Genomic DNA, 25,757 nt, shown 5'->3' on the forward strand with positions numbered 1-25,757 from the left:
TATATTACGTTTTGGTGAAATTTTTTTATCTGTGAAAAGGATTTAAATCTTACAAATAGATTTGATCCCTTTCTGTATATCATAATTCCTATATTACCATATGAATATAATATACTGAAAATGATTTAAAAGCAAGAATATTAGTAGGGGTCCGCCACATGTCCATCAACTTAAGATTTTAATGTATGTGAAGTCTTTATTTCATAACAAGAGAAAAAGAGCACTTTGTATAAGTGCCCTTTAGAAAATAGCATAAGATAATTACTACATACTTAATCAACTGTAATATTTATCGCAAGAGTTGCTTTCACTATTACAGCAAATACAGAATGTTTTTTCAACGAATATACTAACACCACCATTTTCGTTAGTTGCATTTGTGAAAATAAGACTTTTAAAATCTTCTACTTGAAATATTCTAGTATCAAGCGCCTCCAAAGTAACAGTAATTGGTCTAGAAGAATTCCTTGTCACAATGGTTACTGTAACAGGAGGGAGACCACCAATAACAAAAAATTGAAGTAATGCTTTATTATGGTTGTTAGTGAAATCTTCAAATGCAGTGATTGTTGAGTTAGGGGGAACAAAAATATCTAGTAGTATATTTCCATTTAAATTAATCCCAGTACCAGATATCGTATGTGTTGCAATGGAGCAAGAAGCTTTTTGCTGTTCAGAATCCGACCGTTTTTTATAACATTTTTTACTATCATTGTAAAAGTAATCAGCCATCTTTATCTTACTCTCCTTTTTCGAGGTATCAATATATTCTATTTATCAAAAAGGAAAAGTGCTTGTACAAAAATATGAAATTCGCTCTATAAAGCTGAATGAAAACGCTATTTTAAAAGGTATTCTTTAAATTTCTACTTATACTAATATAAATAAAAAATGAATAATTTTGATATAACATACAAAAGATTGTTCAAGAAAGAGCAATATCCATAATAACATTTGAAGGTAGAATTATGATTGGAAATTTAAAACGCCATCCTCATTATGGTCACACTTTAGCTGACCATCCTATGGAGCATCATCGTCATCCATTATCACATCACGGTCCTATTGTACATGTTAAAGGAATCATAAAACAAGTGGAAGAAGATGATACAAACCCTCAAGGGGGTACTCATCAACATATTATAGTTGATCAAGTAGAACTTATTGATGCCCATGGATTACCAGAATCATTAACCATCGATACGATAGTATTTTGTGCAATTCGTTATGGGGATAATTTAGGAATACGAAATCGTATCCCAGATTTAGAAGAGGGAGAAGAAATTGAATTACAAGGTGAGTATTTAGATAAAACTACTGCGACTCCAAGCGAAGGGAATCCTGGGTATGTGGTAATACACTTTACTCATCGCCCTGTAGGATTTATTACGTATCATGGGACAGAGTACAGATAGAGATTTGAATATCAGAAAAAAACAAAACTAATTTCCAATTTTTCGAATGGAATGTATCACATGTAAGTGATACATTCCATGAATTACTTTATTACTAATAAGTATTTTATATTTAAACGTTTTGCATAACTTTACTCGAACTTTATGGGTGGAAGAGTTAAGGAGGAATCATAGATGAAGAAGGAATTGAAATTAGCGTTTTCTGGAGGTGGGTTTAGAGCGACTTTTTATGCATTAGGGGGATATAAACGTTTAGTTGAATGCAAGCTAGATCATTGTGTAAATAGTATTAGTTCTGTTTCAGGTGGCAGCATTACTGCCGCCGCTATTATGCTTGCATTGCATAAAGGTGGATCATTCCGTAATGTAAATGATTTTGAAGAACGCGTAGTGAATCCATTGGTAAAGTTAGGACAAATAGATCTTCGTACCAAGTTACTCACGAATTCGTTTACAAAACAAGCGTTATCTTTCAAGTCTATTCGTGAAAAATGCAGCAAGGCCTTTCCGACAATGTTAGATAAATATTTATGTGAAGGGGTAAGAATGAAGGAATTAGAAAATTCCCCTATAAAATGGTACTGTAATACAACTTGTTTAGATACGATGAGGATGTTTTATTTTTCCAATCAAGAAATATATGGAACACTTATTGGAAAATCAAATGATTTTGATGATATTACAGTTTCTTATGCTGTTGGGACCTCAGCTGCTTTTCCAGTTTTATTCGCACCTATATCACTATCATTAGAGGGAAGAAATTTTAGTGATCCAGAAAATAGAATGCAGGGGAATCCTTTGTTGAAATTTGACACACTTTGGTTTTCTGATGGAGGAGTATTTGATAATATCGGGACTGAGCCGATATTAATATCAGATGGTGAGAACAAAAACAGTAGCTCCCCTTCAAATACAAAACATAGAAAAGAGCCTATGAAATTTATTCCTGATCCAGACGCAGGTATTGATGAAATTTACCTTGTTTTAGACGCTTCTGCATCTGAAAAATTTTGGAAAGAAGATGAAATACCTTCACATTTTGAATTAACTAAACGGATTTTAGATACATCTAATAGTCAAATTGTAGTTTTAAGGAGAAGATTATTAAAAATCTTAGATTCCAAAATATACCCAGGATTGCAACTTATTCTTAGTAAACCTATTCAATCATTATTCGAAAAAAATAATAATCCTTTTTATAATGATAAAACTCCTTTACCTGATTATAAATTACCAAATCGTTCTAAGGATGTTGAAAGTCTGTTAGCTGGTCTTCGCACTGATTTAGACAGCTTTCATGATAGTGAGATTAATACTTTAATGCGTGCGGGCGAAATAAGAATGGATATCGCGTTAAGGTCGTTATTACCTGAGTACATGGAGAATATAAATACCGTGCCTATACCTGTATTTCCTTCGGAAGATATGGATGATCTAGAAAAAATATTACGCCGAGGTGGAAAACATAGATTTACGGGAGGATTTTTTGAGAATTTACATGATGTAGATAAATTTTAAAATAATGAAAATGTTTTGTGTAATTTTTATTTTGTTTAAAAATACTAATAATATTCATACGCTTGTAGTTTGAAATTATCAAATGGGGAATTTAAAAAAATAAATTAAAATAGCCAAAATGAGAATTAGCTAAATCAAACAATAGATAAAACTGAATATTATGTTGATAAAAGAAAATCATAGTTGTCATGCATGAGTGATAAAGTTAATCAAAAGAAATTAATAAATTTTAGAAGAGGGATTTTAAAGGGATATTATATAGTCCGATTAGAAAACTAGAGGACATCAATTCATTAAAGCAGCAATGAAAGTTGTTTTAGGAATAGGTGTTCTTTTTATTTTGAAAAGAGAGATGGGAAAATGAAGGTACTAAGAGATCAGTTACGTGAGTGAAAAAGCAATCCAAGAAAAGAAAGAAGAAAAAACAAAAAGAGAAATTAAGTACTCGTGAAATTGGGGAGAATGAGGATGCATAGTCCTTATTATGAACGTAGACGCGAAGCGTTAAGAAAAAAGTGATTTTAAAATAAAAAGGAGTGCTTTTACATGATTAAACAATTATCTTTCTTACCAAAAATCGATAGAGCAGCAACGCAAGAGAAGTTAGAGGGTGTTCTTATATAAACAGTTAGGAATGATTTGTAAGGAAATGAAAGTCACCCCTCCTTATGAAAGGAGAGAACATGGCCCTATACATACTGTTAGAAAGGCTTTGGAGGATATAGCGATTGCTAATTTGCAACAAAGTGAGCATGAAGAGTGGCTGGAGTTAATGTCATTTTGTATTGATTAGTTTTTAAGCCGCTTAGAACATGGCTGTACTGGTAAGATACAGAGGGAGATTATTAATAAGCGTTATTTAGAAGAATCTGTATGTGATTATATGGTCTATAGCGAAATTGGAATGGCTGAACGTATGTATCATCGTTGGAAGTTCAGAGCAATTTCTAATTTAGCTTTTGCTCTTAAATTAGAAATTAAGAAGTAATTGATTTAAAGCTAAAAAAAGACCACCCTTTTAGGCGGTTTTCTTATTCATATATTTGTACCACAATTATTTTTTTGTATGTGGTTAAAACTAGTTTTTAAGAAGCATATGCTTTAGCAACTGCAGAAATTCTTTATCACTTTTATCATCTTTCATATAATCCTGTTCATAGTTAAAAATCATTCGCACTAACATAAAAGCTGTTAGCGGTAATGGTACCTTATGAAAAGTCCTTTGCTGATAACCTTTTTCAAGCAAATTACTTATCATTTTAATTGCTTCTTCTTCAGATTTTTTAAAACAAGCTATAATTTCAGGTGAATGGTATTCTTTATATTCTTGAAAGAGTGTAGAAACAAATGGGTCTTGATGATATTCTAGGCTGATATAATGAAGGATTTTTTGTATTCGAAGTAAAACATCCTTTTCCTCTTTATATAAATCAAATAATTGTGAGCGTTTAAGCTGAATATGACGCATATAGCAGTCACATAATATTTGAGTTTTATCTGTATAGTAATAATAAATAGTTCCTTTACCAACTTTAGCTTTCTTTGCAATTTCATCAACCGTTGTGTTACGGACACCACGCGTAGAGAACAGTATTGTGGCAGATTGAATGATTTTCATTTTTTTATTTTCTTTTTCTAATTTTATCATCGTCTACACCCTATCCTTGAGATATTTAGCGAAGTTTTCTGTCATTACATTCTCTATCAGTCTATTTGTCATTTATTAACGCCTAATAGAAAGTCCTCTAGTTGCTTCTTATAGAATAACACACATCATTCCTATATCTAGTATATAACCATAATAGAATACGATTTTACATCTTAAGAATAGAAATGAGAGTATGAGATCATAGGTTATTAATTGGATGATGAGAATTCAAGTGAAAGGAGACGGCGATCTCCTCATCGATTGAATAATTTGATTTTTTACTCAATTCATTTTATTATATAAACATGACTAAAAGATGTTTTTAGTCGGATTTTTTTATGAAAAACCGACTGGTATTTGATTTTAGTCGGTTTCTATACTATTTGAGAGAAGGTAGACACTATGTGTGGAATTGCAGGGTGGATAGACTGGTCTAAAGACTTGTCTAATGAACAAGAAACGTTAAAAAAAATGACAGATGCTATCATTCACCGAGGACCTGATGCAGAGGGGCATTGGTTTTCAAAACGAGCGGCATTAGGTCATCGACGTCTCATCGTTATTGATCCTGAAGGTGGCCTTCAACCTATGCTGTATAAAGATGGAAATGATACGATTGGTCTTACGTTCAATGGAGAAATTTATAACTATCAAGAATTACGTAAAGAACTTGAGGAGAAAGGTCATGAATTTCAGACAAAGTCTGATACAGAGGTATTACTACATGCCTATTTAGAATGGCAAGAAGATTGTGTTCAACACTTAAATGGGATTTTTGCTTTTGGTATTTGGGATGAAAGATTTGGGAAATTGATGCTTGGTCGTGATCATCTAGGTGTGAAGCCTTTGTTTTTCGCTCAAAGAGGGAGTGCAATTCTCTTTGGTTCAGAGTTAAAAGTTTTACTTTCGCACCCACTTGTAGATGCAGAAGTAGATAAAGAAGGACTTTCTGAGATATTTTGTCTTGGACCAACACGTACCCCAGGTCATGCGATTTTCAAGGATATACACGAAGTGCGTGCTGGTCATTATATAACGTTTACCTCTAATGGCTCGGATACGACACAGTATTGGAAACTTGAAAGTAAAAACCATATAGATGATATTGATATGACAGTGGAGACAATCCGCTCCATTTTACAAGATACGGTTAAACGTCAGTTAATTGCTGATAGACCAGTGGTATCTATGCTTTCCGGGGGTTTAGATTCAAGTGGTCTAACAGGTTTAGCAGGAAACGAATTTGGGAATAAAGGGGAACACCTTCATACATATTCCCTGAATTTCATCAATGATGAAAAAGACTTTGAGCAAGACTTCCTTCGTTTCGATCGTGATGAACCTTGGGTGAAACGTGTGGCTGAATATGTTGGAACAAAGCATCACTCTATAGAGTTGGGATCAGATAGTTTAATAGAGCATTTATTAACTCCAATGCGAGCGCGTGATCTACCTGGAGTTGGAGAACTAGAAACGTCTCTTTATTTGCTATTTAAGGAAATGAAAAAAGACGCAACAGTTGCACTTTCAGGCGAATCCGCAGATGAAGTATTCTCAGGGTATCCATGGTTCCATCAAGAGAAGTTTCTAGATGCAGAGATATTCCCTTGGAGTGTTAATTTATGGTATAGTACAGAAATTTTATCAGAGGATTTTAAAGCGAAGATTAGCCCTGAAAAATATCAAAAACAAAAATTTGAAGATGCAGTTGCTGAGGTTCCCTTTTTAGAAGGTGAAAGTAATCTGCAAATGAAGCAACGTCAAATGTCTTACATGTTTATTACACGTTTCTTGCCATTTATGCTAGAACGAAAAGATCGCACAAGTATGATGAATGGCTTTGAAGTACGAGTTCCATTTTGCGATTACCGGCTTGTAGAATACCTATGGAATGTCCCATTCGAAATGAAAAGCATAGACAATATTGAAAAAGGTATTTTACGTAGAGCTTTTGAAAATGTACTTCCAGAGGATGTACGTTATCGCAAAAAAAGTGCATATCCAAGCACTAAGGATGCCTCTTATCTACAAGGTATTAGTGATTGGATGTTGCATGTGTTGAACAATCCTGAATCACCTATTTTGCCATTAATTAATGTAGAAAGAGTTCGTGCTATTGCAGAAGGAAAAGACGAAGTAATTTCAGGTAATGATGCACGAGGTATAATAGATTATTTACTTCAAGTTAATAGTTGGCTTCAGGAATATAATATTAAATTAGTATGGTAGATGTAATTTTTAAATAAAGAGAATAGCTGAAACATTAATGACCTAAGTGAACCGCATCTCCAATGTATTAGATAGTTATCTAACATTTGGAGATGCGGTTTTATTATCTTGATTTGCAATAACGCTAATCAGTTAGTAAATTAGAATTGAATAAGGGACATGGAAAGAACTAGGGGGAATAATATGAATTGGAGGTCCCACGTAAAGGAGAATACGATGAACCTTTTAATTAGAGAATTAGAAGTAGATGATTTAGACAATTTACCGGAGATTGATGATAGTTTTATAGTAGACTCTCGGTTAATTCTTTCTCTTTCAAAAGTAAATAAGCAAATAGAATATACAGTAGAAGACGTTCCAAGTTATGAGAAAAGTTATTTACAAGATCAATATAATGATGAATTAGCCTACACTGAATATATAAATAAGCCTGATCAAGTAATTTACATAGCAATTTTACATGACCAAATTATAGGAGAAATGGTATTGAAAAAGAATTGGAATCACTATGCTTACATAGAGGATATAAAGGTGGATAAAAAATATCGTTCACTTGGAGTTGGTAGGAGGTTAATTGAGTAAGCAACGCAGTGGGCAAAAGTAAGCAATATGCCAGGTATAATGCTTGAAACACAAAATAATAATGTAGCAGCATGTAGGTTCTATGAAAAATGTGGGTTTGTAATAGGTGGGTTGGATTTTTTAGTATATAAAGGGATACATGAAGAAAGCGATGAAGTTGCAATGTATTGGTATTTGCATTTCAAATGAAAGTACACCAAAACTCGAATATATAAATTCCTCGCTGTTACATTCGGGACAAGCAAATAACTAAAAGAAAAAGGAGGTTTCTTTCTGAGAGTAGGGGGCATTTTTGATCTTGCTACCAATAATCAAATGATATGTGAATTAGATTTGAATAAAATCAATAGGTAAGTATTTACGGTTGCCTTTCTATTTTTTTAGAATTGTTTTAGTGAATCAAAATTCTATTTTTGTATATATCTTTTGTACTAGTAGATATAAGTCTAAAAGTATGTACAATTACACCATTTGGCTAGTGGGTAAATTTTACGAACTGATATATACTAGTATTGTGTCTTGCCTATTTAGGTGCAGTACACAGCCGGTGATTGGCTAGTGGATGTTCTTCCATTTTGCCAGTGCCGGTTTTTTAGTGGATAATAAAGAAAATGAAGTTTTTATAAAGAAAGAAGGGGTTGTTTTGAAAGATGTAAATTCTATCTTTATGAGAGAAAAGATTGCTAGTTCTTATCTTTATTTTATTTCTTTTCTTGGTTTGGTTACTATAACTATATCTTTACTTGAAATTAAAATCCCTTCTCATCCAACAATACTAATATTGTTGTTACTATTTATGGGGATCGCAGAGTATTTTCCTGTAAGATTTTGGAGAGGAACTAGCTCGCTTACCTTTCCGATCATTTACGCAATGAATTGGCAGTTTGGAATCCATGTAACTATTATTGCTATTGTACTCGTTACGCTACTTATTCACCTGCACCGTCGTTCACCGATACAAAGAATGTTATTTAATAGTACTCAGCATGCACTTAGTTTGATCTTGGCCGAATGGTTTTCAAACAAATGTATGTCCTTATTAATTAATAAGATAGTTATGTCAGTTCTATATGAAAATTTAATATCTTTGTTATTATTTTGCGTGTTTTTTTGTTTTTTCAACAATCGGTTTTACGATTTGTTAATGATACTCCTTCCGCAGTCATATTCAATCTATCAGTGGTATAAAAAAACTGTAACGGTATTTCTTTGCGAAACTTTTGGTTTCTCTTATGCGGCATTGATGCACGTATTAATTAGTACATATAGTGTGGAAGTAAACGGGATTACAGTACTGTTTTTCTTTTTTCCACTTGTAGCAACGTCAGTTATTAGTTCTTTTTCTGTACGGATAAGGATGGAAAAGGAACGATTATATGAGTTATTTCTTATTACGACCGAAATTAGTCGAGGATTAACCGGAGGAAACTTGCAACATATTAAACAAGCACTTAAAGGTTTTTTTGGCATACAAGCATATGTAATATGGACAAAAGATGATGGGAACTGGAATATTCTATTAAAAGATGGGAAAGTCCGCTCTTATATATCTGATGATTCAGAAAAGTTTAGGGCGTTTGAAGGAATCTCTAAAAATCTTGTATTTAATGATTGGAAAATTGGTACGGCTCCTGGAGATGAAATATTTGATAGTGTTATACGATCACTTGTATATTTTCCTCTTATAGTAAATGATGAATTAATCGGAATGTTTGTTGCAGGGAAAAGTAGAAATGCGGGTTTCTTTCCAGAAGATGTACAGTCGTTAGCTACATTTTCTAACCAATTAGCTAACGTAGTTAAAACAAGGATATTGATTTCTGAACAGGAAAAAAGAATGATCTTAGAAGAAAGAAATAGAATGGCTCGTGAAATTCACGATGGTATTGCGCAAACATTAGCCGGGGTGATATTCCAACTAGAATCTGCTCAGAAAAAATACCGTGATAAACCAATAGATATGCAGCAAGTAGTAGAGAAAAGCATAAAAGATTTAAGAGGAAGTCTAGGAGAAGTTCGCTATTCTATTTATGCTTTAAAACCATATCCAACACAACAATTAGGCCTTAAGCAGGCGATAGCAAGTAAAATAAAATCTTTAAAACAAGAATATGAACTAGATATTACCTATCATGAAAGAGGTCATGCGCGAGCGCTTAGCTTTTCAAAAGAAAGAGTGATATTTGATACATTACAAGAGAGTTTGCAAAACATTGTAAAACATGCGCAAGCAAAAAAGGCTGATGTTTTACTCAGTTATCAAAGTGAACACGTGCTTTTAAGAGTTAAGGATAATGGAGTTGGCTTTTCACTATTTGAGTCTATGGTTAAAACAAAGAATGAGCCACATTATGGTATATTACATATGAATGAACAAGCTGACCAATTAGGGGCTACTTTACAGATTGATAGTTCTGTAGGGAAGGGGACAGAAATTACACTGTTAATTCCAGATTCACAAACAAGGGGTGCGTAAAATGATTAAAATATTAGTAGTAGATGATCATGCTTTTTTACGGGATGCAATTCGGAGCATACTAGAGGATGAATCTGATATGAAAGTGGTTGGAGAAGCTAGCTCTGGGGATGAAGTATTGGGAAAAGTAGAAGAATGCGGACCAGATTGTATTTTGATGGATATTAACCTTCCAGGGAAAAATGGGATTGAAGCTACCGAGTTAGTGAAAAAAAAATATCCAAATTGCCGAGTACTTGTGTTTACAATGTATGAGCATGATGAGTATTTAATGGATGCACTCCAGGCCGGCGCTGATGGTTATTTATTGAAGGATTCCTCATCAGAGCAGGTAGTAGCAGCAATTCGAATGTTATATCGAGGCGATTCAGTTATTCATCCGCGTATGACTAAAAAATTAATTACATATCATCAGCAAAAAATGAAAGTAGAATCAAATGAAAATGAACTGACGGAACGTGAAAAGGAAATTCTCTTTGAACTAGTAAAAGGACTTAGTAATAAAGAGATTGCTGAAGTTTTATATATTAGTGATAAAACAGTTAAAATTCACATCAATAAAATTTTTAAAAAGCTAAATGTGAAAAGTCGATCGCAAGCAGTGATTTATGCAGTCCGAAATCAATTGGTTCCGCTAGATTAAATAAGAAATCTTTCAAAGAACTATCGTGTTGCTTTATTCTGTATAACAAAGAATAAAGGACAAGATAGTTCTTTTGTACTATGTAGGCATAGAATCCTTAGAGAAAAGATACTCCTTTTGTTCAATTTTCAGAATAATCTAAATGTGGAATAATAAAAATAGAATTACATTTTAACCTTGTTAATAATTCATTTTGTAAAAATATTTTGTTGAAAATAAATGATGGGGGGCTCTTATAGAAAGAGTAAAGTGAGTGATTAGCTATATGAGGTATGGGGATGGTTGTAGTGTTGGAAATCTTTCATGATACAAATGATTAAGATTAATAGAGTTTCCAATGCTAAATGGGAATTTAAGAATCAATTTGTTTCAAAAAATAATATTAAAAATGGGGAGATGCAATATGAAACGAGGGAAATTTGGAAAGATTCTTATTGGAACGTTAACAGCTGGAATGTTATTGTCTCAAGGAATTCCATATAACGTATTAGCGGAAGAGGTAAATACATCTACTTTAACTGGAATTGATGATGCAAATGCTATCTTAAAAGGCCTTACAAAGGAACAACGTAATGCCTTAAAAACGTTAGATACAAAACCGGGTTTTGTTATTTCGCCAGGTATCAATACCGCAAGTCCTAATAATGTGAATGTGATTATAGAATTTAAGCAAGCACCTAGCAAAATTGAAGTATTAAAACAAGCGGCTAAAGGGAAAAAGGTAGCTCTTTCAAATGCGGAACAAAAGGTAGAAGCATCACATAAAGGATTTAAAGCAGAGCTTGAACAGCTTCAAAAGAATAAAGAGAAAGGGACAAATTTAAAAGCTGCCAAAATAACAAGAGAATATAAGAATGCTTTTAATGGTGTAGCGATTTCTATACCTGCGAACATGATTGAAGATTTAGTTCGTACCGGTATGGTTAAGCGTGTATGGGAAGATCATGAGGTTAAAATTGATTTGCCGAAAGAAACAGCTAAGACTGCTGTTGAACCAAAAATGGCAGATAGTGTACCGCAAATTGGTGTGGACAAGCTGCATGATGAAAAAATAACAGGTAAAGGAATTAAGGTAGGTGTACTGGACACAGGTATTGATTACAACCACCCAGATTTAAAAGATGCATATAAAGGATATCGTGCAAAACAAGGTGAGGACCCAAGTAAAATAGATCCAAACTCCATAAAAGGATGGGACTTTGTTAATAATGATGCTGATCCAATGGAAACAACATATAAGGATTGGCAAAATTCTGGAGGATATCCTGAGATTTATGAGGGAAGTGCATATTATACATCCCATGGTACTCATGTAGCTGGGACGATTGCTGCAGACAAACAGAATAGTGTGGATTATGCAGTGAAGGGCGTTGCCCCAGATGTAGATTTATATTCATACCGCGTATTAGGTCCATATGGAAGTGGACAAACAAGTGGTATTCTTGCTGCGATTGATAAAGCAGTGAAAGACGATATGGATGTTATTAATTTATCACTAGGAGCGTCTATTAATGATCCTTTATATCCTACTTCTGTCGCAGTGAACAACGCGATGTTAGCTGGTGTTGTTACAGTAGTAGCAGCTGGTAATAGTGGTCCACAAGAAGGTACCATTGGATCACCTAGTGCAGCAGCACTTCCCATTACAGTTGGAGCCAGTGACGCTGCAATGACTATTCCAACGTTTTCCGCCGATGCAGGTGATGTACATGTAGATAAGATGATGCTACTTGGAAAAAGCTTTACTGATAAGATTGAAGATTTGAAAGGACAATCCTTATCGGTTGTATATGCAGGGCTTGGGAAATCAGGTGATTTTACAGGGAAAGATGTAAAAGGGAAGTTAGCTCTTATCCAACGCGGTGAGATTACATTTGATGAAAAAATTAAAAATGCTAAGGAAGCAGGCGCAAAGGCAGTAATTGTATATAACAATGTAGATGGGGAAATTACAAGTTATCTTGGGGAAAGTACTTCATCTATTCCATCGTTCCGCTTAACAAAAGTAGATGGTGAGAAATTACAAGTAAAAGCTGGACAAGGAGATGTGTCGTTAGCTTTTGGAGAACTTAGTAATATAAAAACAGAGGGAGATCACTTAGCTGATTTCAGCTCCCGCGGTCCTGCAACTAAAACAGATGATATTAAGCCAGATATTGTAGCACCAGGTGTGTCTATCTTCTCAACTGTTCCTGAATATATTAATGATCCAAAGGATGGAGAAAATTATCCGGTAGCGTATGGACGTATGTCAGGTACATCTATGGCAACTCCTCATACTGCGGGGGTTGCGGCACTGATTTTACAAGAACATCCAAACTATAGTCCATTTGAAGTAAAAGAAGCACTTATGAATACTGCAGTTGACTTAAAAGAAGAGCGTTCTGTATTTGAGGTGGGATCAGGAAGAATTGATGCATATCGTGCAGTTCATGCAGATACATCTATTGAGGTTATCGATAAAACATCAAACGTTGTAGATGATGAAGAAGTAGAGATTGAAGAAAAAACAGGTTCTATTGCATTTGGGTATAAAAATCAAATTGAAACTGGGCCTATTAAAGATAGCCGAAAAGTGTTAATTAAGAACAGCAGTAAAACAGATGGGAAAGAGTTTAAATTAGAAGTAGAGTTTTCACCTACAAGTGTAGGTGTGCAAGATGCAGCGAAGAATGGTGTGAAGCTAAACGTACAAGAGTCTATTAAAGTAGCTCCTGGTACATCGGAAGAAATTAGCCCTGAAATTATCATTCCAGGAAACGCTGAATTTGGTAGATATGAGGGATATATTCATATTACAAATAAAAACAATGAAAAAGAAGTATATCAAGTACCATTTGCAGTTAAATTCACAGAAAAAGGGATTGCGTCTGTAGATTTACTGAGAGATGCAATGGCAACAGATGCTTCTAAATTCCATCCGTTTATGGAAAGACCAAGTTCGCCGTTGACATTTAAATTGAATAGTCCTCTTGAAACCATTGATGCAGTTGTGAAGGACCGAAAGACTGGGAAGGCATTAGGAGTCGTTGGTACACTTAATGCAAGTAGTCTAACACCGAATGTTGAATATATGATGTTTTCTGGTATGGGAGGGTATGTACTTCCATTTACAGGAGATCCAACTCATCCAATTGGGGATAAACCTGTTATGTTGCCTGATGGAGATTACGAATTAAACTTTGTTGGATATGATAAAGAAGGAAAATCGTATACAAAAGGCGATAACATAATCATTGATAATGTAATACCTGAAATGAAATTTAAGGATGTACAACCTGGTATTCACGAAGTCAATGATTCTATGTTTAAAGAAGAAGACGGCCAGCGTGCATTATGGGTGCATGGTAATATTTATGATTCTACAGTAGATGCATTAAAGGCCAAAGGTTTGCAGTATGATCAAAAAGCGAATCAAATCGTTTATTATCAAAACTCAGCCTTCCCATCAGGTTGGTTGAATACAATTCAAGCAAATGGTGATTTTAAATTTGGGGTACTTCCAGAGGAAATAAATGAACCGTTAAATTTAAAATTATTTGGATATGACCTCGCAACTGCAGGGAATATGGCAACTGGATATAAAGATTATGTCTTTGTAAATGAAGGGACAGAATACGCTGTTCCAAGTTATAACAAAGATAAAATTAAATTAGGAGAGAAAATTACGTTAACATTGAATCTTAATAATGTAAAACAGCTTATGTCAGGTACATTTGAAATCCCTTATTACAAGCAGCTATTTAAATTTACAGATGTGAAACCAAATCCAGCACTTACGGAATATGTAAAACAACATGGACTGAACCTTAAATTAGAAGATCCGAAGATAAATGAAGAAGGGGCTTGGGAAAACAAGGTGAAAGTTGGCGCATCATTGGAAGGAAAAGAATTTAAAGGATTAGATGGAGATACACCATTTTTAGATGTTACATTCGAGATGACGAACGATGAATACTTTAATGATTTAACTGCATTTGGAGTAGATAAGTTCTCTTATACAAAAGCTGGTGCATCAGAAGGCATTGAGATTCCTGCGTTTAAAGATAAATCTTTTGCTATTGTTTCAAAACATTCAACGGTTACAGGATATATTGGTCCGGAAGCTTTCTTGAATGAAGAGGGGTATTTAGGTAAGAAAGACTATACAAAACTAGGAGCAAAAGTGTACGCAGTTGGCAAGGATGGAAAGAAATATACAGGAACGATTAATGAAAATGGGCAATTTGAGATTCATAGTGTTCCAGTAAGCGATAAAGAATATGATATTTTCGTAGAAATGCCAGGTCATTTAAATAGTAAATTAACAACAAAAATAGGGAAGATGCAAGACGGTGAATTAGTGGGACAAAACTTTAGAGCTGACATGGATGATAACCTTGCAGGTGATGTAAACGGCGATAAAATGGTAGATATTCAAGATGCTAGAATAGCAGCTCTGTCATATGGAAAAGGAAAAGTATCTGTAAAAGATGGAGATATAAATCAAGATGGTGTTGTAGATGAAACAGATATTCGTTTTATTGAGAAAAACTTCTTGAAAAAGGGTCCAGATGCCAAAGAAAATCAGAAACCGAAAGAAAATGTAGGGCCAGTGACGTTAGAAAAAATCTTACGCTCTATCGGCTTAGAACCCAAAAAATAAGTGGACAAACTTCTAGAGTAAATAAACTAATCAGACAATGAATAGTAAATGAAATGAGATTGGCTAACAAATGACCGGTAATGATTCACGGTAATATTACCGGTCATTTTAAAAGTTATAGTCGTTTGGGTACATGAAGTAATTTGTTTAAACTAAGTTCGCTTTCGTTATGGGACAAGGTAGTTGCTTAATGATTATTGTTTGTGGGATGGAAATAAGGTTTGTAGTTTGAACTTTAAAAATAGGGGGACTTGTGAAATGGGTATGAAGAAAAAACTTGGTATGGGTGTCATAACTGCAGCGCTAGGCTTATCTTTAATTGGCGGGGGAACATACGCGTATTTCAGTGATAAGGAAGTATCACAAAACACGTTTGCAGCGGGTACTTTAGATTTGAGTGTAAATCCTGAAGTTGTTATTAATGTCGACAATCTGAAACCAGGTGATGAAATGGAGCGCGGTTTTCAATTAGTTAACAAAGGAACCTTAGCAATAGGAGATGTGAAACTCCTGACAGATTATAGTGTAATCGATGCGAAAGGGGATAATGGAAATGCTGATTTTGGTGATCATATCCGTGTTGATTTCTTGTGGAATTTAGATAAAAATGAGGTTCCAATTTGGTCTACTACATTATCTGAATTAAAGGTAGCTACGCAAAATGGAAGTATTCCTGACCTTGTAAAGAAAGGTATTGTAGATCGAGATGGAAACGGACTTGCACCTGGTGATGAGGATACATTTTATGTAATGTTCACATTTGTAGATAGCGGTGAAGACCAAAATGTATTTCAGGGAGATGCATTGAAATTAAATTGGACTTTTAATTCCATGCAAGCAAGCGGTGAAGAAAAGTAAGTGTAATAATTTGTATACTCTATGTTCAAAACTGTAACAAGAAGCATAAGATGACCGTTTTGATCAACTTGGCCAACTTATGCTTCTAATATGTATACAACAAAAATAACAACTAGCCCCTCGTAAGAGATGCTAGTTGATGCAAAATCCGTTATTGGAAGTCAATTTGTTTTATTTAGTTCTGTATCGTATAACACCGAAATATCATTCCAACCATAAGCTACATCATCTACTACTGTTTCTCCAAACGTGCTGGTTCTGCGAATATATTCCTTTCCACTCATTCGGTTATAAAAACCAAGTCCAGACTTATTTTGCTCCATGACCCATACTAACATAGAATGTATACCGCTTTCCTTAAAGTGCCGAGCAACAGTTGAAAGAAGTTGTCTGCCTACACCGAAACCTCTACAATCCTGTAAAAGATATAGTGCATATAATTCACCAGTAAAATGTTTCTCCTCAATGCTTCTTCCTGATGCAAAGCCTACAATTTTTCCTTTATCATTCATGGCAACATATATAAAAGACTCATTCTCTTTATCCAAAAACTGATTCCAGCGTTTTTCAGCCTCTTCGTATGATAACTTATCGAGATATTGATCTGGCACTAATCCCCGATACGTAGTTTTCCATCCATCAACATAGACCTTTGCTACACCTTCTATATCCTGTTTACTTGCTTTTCTAATCTTCAAATGAACCACCTTACCTAAAAAAGAAATTTATAAGAAATGATTATACCATTTCTTATTTTACTGATTACTTCATCATTACTAAAAAAGTAGTGTATATTCTATACATGCCCGGTTAACATAACGTCTCAATATCAGAAGTTCTCCTTATCAACAATCCCCGACTAATTTATATTCGTGAAACATCCTATTCACCTATGTATGCAGTTTCTTATTCATTCTATTATATCAGTGGTTAAAAGCAATCATTTCCTTTACTCCATATGTATAAAATTTCGCATAAACTAATGGCCAGCTTATGGGTAAAGTGACAAAACGTTAAAAGAACTGTTTTAAATTAGCCGTATATATAACTCCTTAGATTTTTTGATAATTATACATCGCAGTAACCTAAAATTCAAAAGGTTGTTGCTAGTATGCAGTAATTACAGGGGTTTATAAACTTAGGCTCCCTTCACATTGTTACCAAGCCATAAGATAAAATCCCTCCTAAAACGAAAAAAGATGAACAAAATAATAAAAAAGATTCATTTCTATTTCTTTTTTAGTTTCTATTCTTTAGTAAAAGAACTTAGTAGATGAAAAGGGTAGATTGTACAATTAATTGGGGGATAAGTATAAGTAACTTTGAACAATATTAAGTTCACCATTTTTATGATGCCGCTTTTTCTATAACGGTAAGTTCAAATTATGTTTCTATTAAATAAAAAATACATCCTTATAGGGATGTATTTTTTATTTAATGATAATGTTATAAATTATTCTACATGAACCGATATGCTTTTAGATAATACTTGCATTGAGAAAGGAACTCTAGCTTCAAAAGCTATAGTGTTTGTTGAATTTGGTGTGTTTGAGAAGATGTACGAATCTTTGATACGTAATCTAAATGTTTTTTCAGATCCGAATGGACCAGTATAAGAACTGACTTCGTCTAAAGAACTTCCTGCATATCTAACACCATTAATAGTTAAAGCTTCTGAATATGAATCCGGTGTACCTACTTCACTAACTTTCACATAAAGATAATCGCCTTTAAGAACAGGAATAGATAAGTAAGAACTTGCACTATACATTTTGTTATTATCGCCTACAGCACTAATGCTAACACTTCGTAGTGGAGAAGAATCCGCTTTTGAAATTGTTGGTAAAAATGCTAGTGTAAGTGCAAAACACATAGCTAACATGCTCATAAATTTTTTCATATTAACAACCCCTTAGGTATTTATTTAACATCCTGTATTTTACAGGTTAAAAATGTAAATTTCAATATCGTTATATAAAGAATAATTATGTAATTATGCATATTTGATATAAAGTACACCAAAACTCGGATACATAAATCCCTTGCTGTTACATTAGGGTTACGAAAATAACTAAAAGAAAAAGGCGTCTACAGAAAAAAATTCTATTCTTATATTTGTAGGATAGTTTTAGATAAAAAAATAAAGAGTTTAGTAATATATATGTGTCTTAATGTAAAATATATATTGCATAAATTTTGTTGATAATTTAATATATAGAATATAAGATATTGTGGTATGAAGTTAACTTTACAAATGAGGTTTATTTAATGTTTGTAAGTAAAGAGAAAATGGGAAGAGTTAAAAAGGTCTAACTCAACAGGAGTTGGCCGATGTTGTAAACGTTACGCGACGAACCAGTAGCCTTATTGAAAGCAATAAGTGTAACCCTTCTTTAAAGCTTTGTATGCATATAGCTAAAACAATAGATAAGAATTTAGATAAATTATTTTGGGAGGAACTCTAAAATGGAAAAACTAAAAAAATGGTTTTCACTCAGTACACACTCAGATGAAAGAATTCAACAAATCGAAATGAAAATTTGGGCGCAATCTGGAATTATTGTCCTACTTTTAGCTTTTATAGATGTTGTAATAAGGGGAGCATATCTACACCACCCATTCCTAGAATGGATTGCTTCATTAGCCATTATAATTTGTTATATGATTTTCTTCTTTATTAAATCTATTCTAACTGGTGTTTATGAAACAGATATTAATAATAAAGAGCAATTAAAAGAAAAATTAAAAGAAAAAATGAGTAATACCTTTATTTTTTGTTTTGTCGCAATAGGTGCTACTACATACAAATATTACTTCCCTGAAGATTTGGGTGGATGGTTAGCAGCAATAGCAAAATTCATTATACTTTTCGTTTTCCTATTTGGTATTCAATATCTTATTACAGTAATAGCTTGGAAGAGATCAAATAAAATTTAATACATATAGACAAAAAAGCTTATCCTATAGTACTTAATGATAAGCTTTTTTATTATTTTTTTCATTATTTTTCTGCTATTGTGTACTTGCTTCTCTTAGGTTGATAGTGATGTGGCCCTCCCGAATCGTGCTCTTAAAAACAGTAAATCTAATATCTAGTATTATATCTGTATCCAAAATTTAATTGATAAATAAAACCCATAATATTCAAATAATAAAATTGTAAATATCTTGAAACCGCGGTTTTAAAGGTAATAATCGTTGAATTTTATTATTTTTCCGCTTTCTGTAGGGTATATATTTTTATAGCTTTATGTATTAAGATAGAGTTTCTCTAGAAAATACCGGTAAAAAAGCATAAATAAGGAAAAGGGATGGGATTAAAAATGAAGACTATGTTAAGGAATATTGTATCAATGGCTCTCGTACTAGCTTTGTTTACAACTTCTTTCGCTGGAATCTCCAAAGCTCAAGAGATCAATAGTGAAGAAGAAAAATTAGTACAAGAAGTAGCTGCACAATTGAAATTTGTTGTTGAAGAAGCTTCAGTTAGAGATAAACATGGAAGAGTAGTAGATATTGATATTGATATGATAGAAAACAAATATGGTAAAACTGAAGAATTAGAACAATTGAGACAAGAAATCCAACGTGTAAATACACCACCTGGCTATGAAGATCCATTCAAACAAGAAACAGAAGCTGTAGATAACTGTATAGAAAGAAAACTTATTGCAAATTATGTAGAATTTCTATCAGTAGGTTTTTTAGGTTCTATTATTGCTAATATTACTAACAAAGAATATGAATTAGCAGCTAGAAAAATGATTAGATTAGGCGTCAAAGGTAATTTAGTTAGTTTAGCTGGTCAACTTGCTTGGTATCTAGGTACATGTATATATGAAGAAGAAGGATGGACTGGAAAAACTTGGTGATTAATAAAAAACAACCTCTTATCTTCTAGAGGGTGTTTTTTTTGAAGAAAATAACCACATCATAATTTCAAAAAACGCTACTATAAATAGTGTTTTTATAAGGTTTTCAAACCAATTGAAATGATTATGATTAGCATAGTTAAAAGCTATCAATACAATATACAGTAGGACTATAAAAATTAACGGTCTCTTATAAGTGAAACTCAAATTATTCACCCCTTAAATACTTACTTAAGTAAGTTACCTTAATACTTTGTTAACTCAAATTGCAATCATTTTCGATGATTTTCTATATTTCTCCATATTTGTAACAGCAACCCTTTTTTTAAAACGCGTTCTCATAATAAATTCTCTTTGAAAAAACGTCGAAATTTGTCGTCAGAATGCCCCCTATATATGAGAGGCCGAAACCAGTTCCTGCTGATGAGATATTGAGTGAACGTATAACGTTGTTTTTCCTTATTCGCAGGATCTTTTAATTAGCATGCAAGTAAGAGGTAACGAGCCTTACTCTGTATGTATTTCTTGATTTCATTCGTAATTGAAATAGTCTTCAAAACTTCATTAATTTAAATTGTCTAAGCGGAGGAGAGCTTCTGTTCTCCTTTAAGTTTATACCTGTGCCTACTAATAGGGTGTCAATTTAAAGGGGTACGGAAATATCCCGATTTGAACTACCCCCACTTTCACTTCTAAACGAAGTGAAAGTGGGGGTAGTTCAAATATATTACGAATATTCACGATAATGTAAATTTTGTTGCAGTTAAGGTATGAGTTATAAAACTATTAAAGGGGGAATTTTTATGTTCAAGAAATTAGTAGTGGGAGCATTAGCAACTGGTTTTGTATTAACGGGGGGTATGGGAGCCTCAGCTGCAACATCTACAGTTGATCATACTAATAAAAAACTTGATTCACCACAGTTTTCATCTTATGAAATGTATGAATATCATACTAGTTGTCCTAGGCTTACTAGTAATGCTCCCTATAGAATGTCAATGATAAATGAAAATGGGATTTTCGCTAACTCTTTTACTGATCCAGAAACAGGAATCACTTGGTACTTTAAAGGAACTGGGGCTCATAAGTCCATTGGATGCTACGAGGGAAAAACGAAATAATCAAAAATACCCCTATAAAGGAAGTACACCAAGAAAGGTATTAATTAAAGAATAGCATCCGTAATGGGTGCTTTTTCTTTGTTATATAGAAATTACACAATCATGAACAAATTTAACACCTAAAAAGAAATTGGGTATAAGCACATTATTCTTAGAGATACATATTATATATCATGAAAAACTTCTTTGTTTTTCAAATAACGGACAAAATGATGTGAACGAAACTCGCAGCAATAGTACATAAAAAGTTCGCCTTAATTGGTGAACTTTTTATTTTGGACCAAATGGATATCGGTAAAGGAAATGAGAGGTGACTTTAACACTAGATGTCTTGTTTGTCGTTAAGGAAAGGTCAGCGCAAACGTGTTGCATTTTGCAAAACAAACTCAACACAGACTAAATATTGTAAAAAGGAAGTGAAAACCATCTAATGTAACACAACGTATGGAGGGGGAAGGAATGAAGTTTGTGCAACCAATTCGAGATAAGAAAAAATTAGAAGAAGTGAAAGAGGTTTTACGTCGCCAATCTTATCGTGATTTGTTTTTATTTGAAATGGGAATCAATACAGCGTTAAGAGAAAAAATAAATGAGTATGTAAACGGAATGAAAGAAACAGATTGTTTATTTGCTTCTAAGAAGACGGGAAAACCTATCACAAGAATTCAAGCTTATCGAATCATGAACGCTGCTGCTGAAAAAGTAGAGCTTGATGAAATTGGAACGCATACTCTTAGAAAAACTTTTGGATACCATTATTACCAAAAGACAAAAGATGTAGTAATGCTACAAACAATCTTTAATCATTCTGCCCCATCAATCACATTGCGTTATATAGGGATCCAACAAGATGAGATTGATAAATCACTAGAAGATTTCAGTTTATAAATAAGAAACAACTAAAGTAGCGAATCCGCTGCTTTTTTTATTTAAAAAAAGAACCTGCAAACCTGCAGATTCTCCTGACAATGATTTATATAAATAAGATTCGAAAATGAGTTCAAGATCGTTTGTTAATTCAATCTGTTCTATAATCGTTGTTTCTAATTTTCTTTTTTATATCTAAAAATCCTATAAGCATCATTGCTATAAATATTAAGTTAGTCCAATAAAATTCTTGATGGAACATTAGTCCATAGAAGAAATCATAAGTATATATTAGCCCAATGATGGGGAATAGCCAAATCATAAATTTCAAATCTTTTAAATGATATTTGTAATTATTGATTTTTTTCCACATATGTATCAGCTCCTTTTATTATGAGTTACTTATAATACTACATTTAAATTAATAGATTAACAATAAAATACAAAGAAATTATCGTGAGGTGGTGTAAATGGAAGAAGAAACTATAAATGTTCCTACATGCTCTGTTTGTAATGAGCCTTGCATGTGGACATTAAAAATGCCATTAACTATTACTCATTTTGATAAAACATATATTCGTGAAGTGAATACGGATAATGCTCATATATGCATTGAGTGTTTAGAGAAGGAAGTGCAAACAATTGGATAAGGGGGCAGGTGTTATGTAATTATGGCCAGACAACGAAGTCCACACCGTAACAAAGCGTATGAAATATTTAAAGAACATAATGGTGATATTACGAATCGTAAAATTGCTGAATTGTTGTCTACATCCGAAAAAACTGTAAGTGAAAAAACGGTTGGCGGATGGAAATCAAAAGATGGATGGATAGACAAACTAAATGGAGTACTCCATAAAAATGAACGGAGTACTCCAAAGAAAGATACGGAGTACTCCAAAAAAGAAACCAGGAGCACCCAAAGGTAATAAGAATGCTGTCGGTAATTCCGGTGGTGCTGCTCCACTACGTAATGGTAATGCAGCTACTCATGGTTTATATAGAAAGTACTTACCTCAAGAAATATTTGATTTAAAAGAAGAATTAATAGAAGCAATTAATAACGACCCTTTAGCAATCATCTGGGAAAGCATTATGCTGCAGTACACTCAAATCATTCACGCTCAACGTATAATGTTTATTAGAGATAAAGAGGACATGACAAATGAACTTCGAAAGAAAAAGCTCACCGAAAGCGGATTTGAGGAAGAATGGGAAATTCAATTCGCCTGGGATAAGCAAGCTAGTTTCTTAAATGCTCAATCGAAAGCAATGTCAACGCTAGTAACCCTTATTGAAAAATACGATAGGTTAGCTAATACCGAGGAACAAAAGCTACGAATTGAGAAACTTAAGAAAGAAATTGCTTCTATTAAAGTTGCTGGTGACACTAATCAGAATACAAAAGACTGGAAAGAGTCACTTATGAAGATAGCAGAGCGCAGACGTAAACAAAAGGAAGCTGAAGCTAATGAGTAATACGGCTTTTAGTGAATTTATGGAGATTATCGATGTTTATTGGGATGATCCAGTTGCGTTTGCCGAGGATATGCTTGGTTTTTATCCAGATGAATGGCAGAGAAAAGTTCTTATGGATTTGGCACAAAGTCCAAAGGTTTCAGTTCGTTCTGGCCAGGGTGTTGTTGGTGGTGTTACGGACAGATTGAAAGAAGTTATTAAATCTGAACGATTACCATTCAAAGTATATCCGGTTGTGAATAACGGGAAGCTGCTTGATGATGAGCATTATGATAATGCAGGTGCTAAAGGTTGGGCTGTAGTAAGGGATTTACTGGAAGAGAATATGAAAGCATTTATACAGGGTGAAGAACCTACAATGGAGATTCCAAATGATGAAAAAATGATTTCTCAGTTTTCTAGCCGTAAATACAGGATAACAAGTAGAGGTAAGATTGCATTAGAGCGAAAAGAGGAAATGAAGAAACGCGGATTGCAATCACCTGATAGAGCAGATGCTATAGTTCTAGCCTTCTATAAACCAAAAGTAGTTATGGGTGGAAAGGTTAAAAGAGTGTAGTCGGACATTAATTGTTCGGCTATTTCTTTTGCTTCCAATTAATAGAAGAAAGGAGGATATACAAACGATATGAGCGATAAGAAGACAATTAAGAATGTAAAAGTATTTGGTATTAATAAAGCTGCAGATGATCCGAAGAATAAGGAAGACAACAGCAAGCAAATGGCAGTTGATCCATTCGCTCAATCATATATTGATAAAGGATTAATTAAACCTCCTTATGATATGGCAACTCTACTGGATATAAAGGAAAGTAATCCTATTCATTCTGCTTGTATTAGCGCAAAAGTCGATGATATTGCTGGTGTTGGTTTTGACTTTGCCCCTTTTGAAGAAGTAAAAGAAGCAGCGAGCCAGGAGCAGTATAAAAGGTTAAAAGAATTCATGCGTAATTGTAATCCAGAAATGACAAGTTCAGAAATCATAAGAGCCGTATGGGATGATTATGAGACAGTTGGCTGGGGAATTATTGAAGTTGTTCGTAATAACAAAGGTGAACCGTCAGAACTATACCACATTCCAGCTCATACAGTTCGTGCTCATAGGGGTAGCACCACATCGCTATCAAGCTAAGAAAAGCAAATACCCCCAAAACAAAAAAATGAACAAAATCCTCATGGACACCTATAAAAAGTTGAAACCTTCGTTTTGGAGACACTTCAAAATGTTAGCTTGATGGGCATGGGGGTAGACCAAAGAAATTAAAACAAGAACTCTTAAAATCATATTAGGTGAACAAATTGTATTTTTCATGAAGAAACAGGACATATTAAAAGGAAGTTATATGATAATTTAGGAAGGTGAATCGAATGACTTGGTCCCTTAATTACTGGGCAGGGTATATAAAATTTCCTGTCAGTGGATATACCTCAAATCCCTCTATTTCCGCTAAATGGAACGTTCCTGAAATCCAGGCCACTCCGGTAGATTCAAATGCACAAGTATTAGTATGGGTAGGGATAGGTGGTGGTAAATCATTGTTTGGTGCACCTGATGTACCTAGGTCAGGTGTTATCCAGGCTGGCATAGGAGCAGATTATGATTCATCTGGTAATCCTGAATATTTTGCTTTTTGGGAAACTTTCCCTGCGAACCCAGAACAACGACTTTTACCTCTGAGCCAATATAAAGTTAAGCCCCTTGATGATGTCGGAGCTCAGATATTTTTTTCTAACACAGGTTGGGATATTACAATATGGAACTATACTCAGAATTGGAGTTTTCATCAGAGTGGAGTACCGTATACTGGAGACAAATCAACATTTAATTTTATAGTAGAAGCTCCACTGGATAGTAGTTATAATCCTGTGCCTTTACCACAATTTTACGGAGTTGTAACTTTTAGAGATTGTACGTATACAAATGGAAACCCAAACTTTGATTATAATATAGATCGTGGTTTTATGACTGACCCTAAAAATCCAAGTAAAATAATATGTAATTCTTTAAACCCATTTACTACTGGAGACGGGTTTAGCGTTGTATGGGGGACGGCACCGGCACCGGCACCAATGCCTACTAGACATCATCACTAAATGAAAATAGTATTGTCCAGGCCTACATATATTATTATTGGCAGCAAACAGATTCTTCTAAGTGTTCATAGAGTAAATAACAAAGAGCATAACCGAAATGGTATGCTCTTTGTTATTTATTATTTGATTCATCAGTTTTATTATAAAGCCATTTGGCTCCTCTAAAAAAACCACCAGTATCCCATTCGCCACCATAATGAGCACATCCTAAAGGGTCGCCATCGTCCCGCATACTTGGACTGAAACATCCGAATACTTTCTAAGTGTGCTACCACATACCTACAATACATATACTTGTAATCATTTAATT

General features: G+C 33.7%; 18 protein-coding genes and 6 pseudogenes. 19 read left to right on the plus strand and 5 right to left on the minus strand.

Annotation, left to right across the window (positions count from 1 at the left end):
• Positions 1-276: 276 nt before the first annotated feature.
• On the minus strand, positions 277-732 hold the full coding sequence (locus DT250_RS04135; RefSeq protein WP_088123109.1) for an exosporium protein D: 456 nt from the start codon (positions 730-732) through the stop codon (positions 277-279).
• Positions 733-968: 236 nt separating this feature from the next.
• Here DT250_RS04135 and DT250_RS04140 point away from each other — a divergent pair, with 236 nt between their 5' ends.
• The 3 genes and pseudogenes from DT250_RS04140 to DT250_RS32105 all read left to right on the plus strand — a co-directional run bounded on the left by DT250_RS04140 (position 969) and on the right by DT250_RS32105 (position 3,921).
• On the plus strand, positions 969-1,415 hold the full coding sequence (locus DT250_RS04140; RefSeq protein ID WP_097892073.1) for a hypothetical protein: 447 nt from the start codon (positions 969-971) through the stop codon (positions 1,413-1,415).
• A 174-nt stretch (positions 1,416-1,589) separates the two neighbouring features.
• Complete coding sequence (locus tag DT250_RS04145) at positions 1,590-2,933, plus strand: patatin-like phospholipase family protein (protein ID WP_149212608.1); 1,344 nt, start codon at positions 1,590-1,592, stop codon at positions 2,931-2,933.
• 546 nt (positions 2,934-3,479) lie between these two features.
• Positions 3,480-3,921, plus strand: a pseudogene (locus DT250_RS32105) (ArpU family phage packaging/lysis transcriptional regulator).
• 90 nt (positions 3,922-4,011) lie between these two features.
• Here the strand turns inward: DT250_RS32105 and DT250_RS04155 are convergent.
• A complete protein-coding gene (locus DT250_RS04155) occupies positions 4,012-4,581 on the minus strand; it encodes a TetR/AcrR family transcriptional regulator (protein ID WP_149212609.1) in 570 nt (189 codons plus the stop codon).
• A 402-nt stretch (positions 4,582-4,983) separates the two neighbouring features.
• On the opposite strand from DT250_RS04155, the gene asnB reads away from it, so the two are divergent.
• The 6 genes and pseudogenes from asnB to DT250_RS04185 all read left to right on the plus strand — a co-directional run bounded on the left by asnB (position 4,984) and on the right by DT250_RS04185 (position 16,014).
• Positions 4,984-6,810, plus strand: coding sequence for an asparagine synthase (glutamine-hydrolyzing) (asnB, locus tag DT250_RS04160; protein ID WP_149212610.1), 1,827 nt, complete (start codon positions 4,984-4,986; stop codon positions 6,808-6,810).
• 216 nt (positions 6,811-7,026) lie between these two features.
• Positions 7,027-7,581, plus strand: a pseudogene (gene satA / locus DT250_RS04165) (streptothricin N-acetyltransferase SatA).
• A gap of 454 nt (positions 7,582-8,035) precedes the next feature.
• Positions 8,036-9,868 carry a GAF domain-containing sensor histidine kinase gene (locus tag DT250_RS04170; protein WP_149212663.1) on the plus strand — a complete coding sequence of 611 codons (1,833 nt, stop codon included), beginning with the start codon at positions 8,036-8,038 and terminating at the stop codon, positions 9,866-9,868.
• A gap of 1 nt (position 9,869) precedes the next feature.
• Complete coding sequence (locus DT250_RS04175) at positions 9,870-10,511, plus strand: response regulator (RefSeq protein ID WP_088123113.1); 642 nt, start codon at positions 9,870-9,872, stop codon at positions 10,509-10,511.
• A gap of 403 nt (positions 10,512-10,914) precedes the next feature.
• A complete protein-coding gene (locus DT250_RS04180) occupies positions 10,915-15,156 on the plus strand; it encodes a S8 family serine peptidase (RefSeq protein WP_149212611.1) in 4,242 nt (1,413 codons plus the stop codon).
• A 258-nt stretch (positions 15,157-15,414) separates the two neighbouring features.
• On the plus strand, positions 15,415-16,014 hold the full coding sequence (locus DT250_RS04185; RefSeq protein WP_149212612.1) for a TasA family protein: 600 nt from the start codon (positions 15,415-15,417) through the stop codon (positions 16,012-16,014).
• A gap of 161 nt (positions 16,015-16,175) precedes the next feature.
• Here the strand turns inward: DT250_RS04185 and DT250_RS04190 are convergent, their stop codons facing one another.
• Together DT250_RS04190 and DT250_RS04195 are read right to left on the minus strand one after the other, a co-directional pair.
• A complete protein-coding gene (locus DT250_RS04190) occupies positions 16,176-16,721 on the minus strand; it encodes a GNAT family N-acetyltransferase (protein ID WP_227557853.1) in 546 nt (181 codons plus the stop codon).
• A gap of 746 nt (positions 16,722-17,467) precedes the next feature.
• Positions 17,468-17,914 (minus strand): hypothetical protein, encoded by a 447-nt coding sequence (locus DT250_RS04195; protein WP_149212614.1) that lies wholly within the window; start codon positions 17,912-17,914, stop codon positions 17,468-17,470.
• Between the two features lie 368 nt (positions 17,915-18,282).
• On the opposite strand from DT250_RS04195, the pseudogene DT250_RS32110 reads away from it, so the two are divergent.
• The 5 genes and pseudogenes from DT250_RS32110 (at position 18,283) to DT250_RS04220 (ending at position 21,895) form a co-directional block, all read left to right on the plus strand.
• Positions 18,283-18,479 (plus strand): annotated as a pseudogene (locus DT250_RS32110) (helix-turn-helix transcriptional regulator).
• A gap of 1 nt (position 18,480) precedes the next feature.
• Entirely contained in the window at positions 18,481-18,951 is a 471-nt protein-coding gene (locus DT250_RS04200; RefSeq protein ID WP_255449993.1) for a DUF6773 family protein, read from the plus strand.
• 374 nt (positions 18,952-19,325) lie between these two features.
• Positions 19,326-19,886 (plus strand): hypothetical protein, encoded by a 561-nt coding sequence (locus DT250_RS04205; protein ID WP_016089897.1) that lies wholly within the window; start codon positions 19,326-19,328, stop codon positions 19,884-19,886.
• 803 nt (positions 19,887-20,689) lie between these two features.
• Positions 20,690-21,007 carry an LCI fold-containing protein gene (locus tag DT250_RS04215; protein WP_149212616.1) on the plus strand — a complete coding sequence of 106 codons (318 nt, stop codon included), beginning with the start codon at positions 20,690-20,692 and terminating at the stop codon, positions 21,005-21,007.
• Positions 21,008-21,466: 459 nt separating this feature from the next.
• Positions 21,467-21,895 carry a tyrosine-type recombinase/integrase gene (locus DT250_RS04220; RefSeq protein ID WP_088123118.1) on the plus strand — a complete coding sequence of 143 codons (429 nt, stop codon included), beginning with the start codon at positions 21,467-21,469 and terminating at the stop codon, positions 21,893-21,895.
• Positions 21,896-22,025: 130 nt separating this feature from the next.
• Here DT250_RS04220 and DT250_RS04225 read toward each other — a convergent pair whose 3' ends face one another.
• Positions 22,026-22,247, minus strand: coding sequence for a hypothetical protein (locus DT250_RS04225; protein WP_088123119.1), 222 nt, complete (start codon positions 22,245-22,247; stop codon positions 22,026-22,028).
• Positions 22,248-22,344: 97 nt separating this feature from the next.
• Between DT250_RS04225 and DT250_RS04230 the strand changes: the two genes are divergently transcribed.
• The 5 genes and pseudogenes from DT250_RS04230 (at position 22,345) to DT250_RS04250 (ending at position 25,447) form a co-directional block, all read left to right on the plus strand.
• Complete coding sequence (locus tag DT250_RS04230) at positions 22,345-22,524, plus strand: hypothetical protein (RefSeq protein ID WP_098347573.1); 180 nt, start codon at positions 22,345-22,347, stop codon at positions 22,522-22,524.
• A 21-nt stretch (positions 22,525-22,545) separates the two neighbouring features.
• A pseudogene (gene terS, locus DT250_RS04235) lies at positions 22,546-23,353 on the plus strand (phage terminase small subunit).
• Positions 23,354-23,510: 157 nt separating this feature from the next.
• Positions 23,511-23,912 (plus strand): annotated as a pseudogene (locus tag DT250_RS04240) (terminase B); the annotation flags it as partial.
• 69 nt (positions 23,913-23,981) lie between these two features.
• Positions 23,982-24,458: pseudogene (locus tag DT250_RS04245) on the plus strand (phage portal protein); the annotation flags it as partial.
• 263 nt (positions 24,459-24,721) lie between these two features.
• A complete protein-coding gene (locus tag DT250_RS04250; RefSeq protein ID WP_149212618.1) occupies positions 24,722-25,447 on the plus strand; it encodes a G1 family glutamic endopeptidase in 726 nt (241 codons plus the stop codon).
• The last annotated feature ends 310 nt before the right edge of the window (positions 25,448-25,757 follow it).

The sequence above is a fragment of the Bacillus sp. AR2-1 genome, assembly GCF_008368755.1.
GTDB classification, from domain to species: domain Bacteria; phylum Bacillota; class Bacilli; order Bacillales; family Bacillaceae_G; genus Bacillus_A; species Bacillus_A wiedmannii.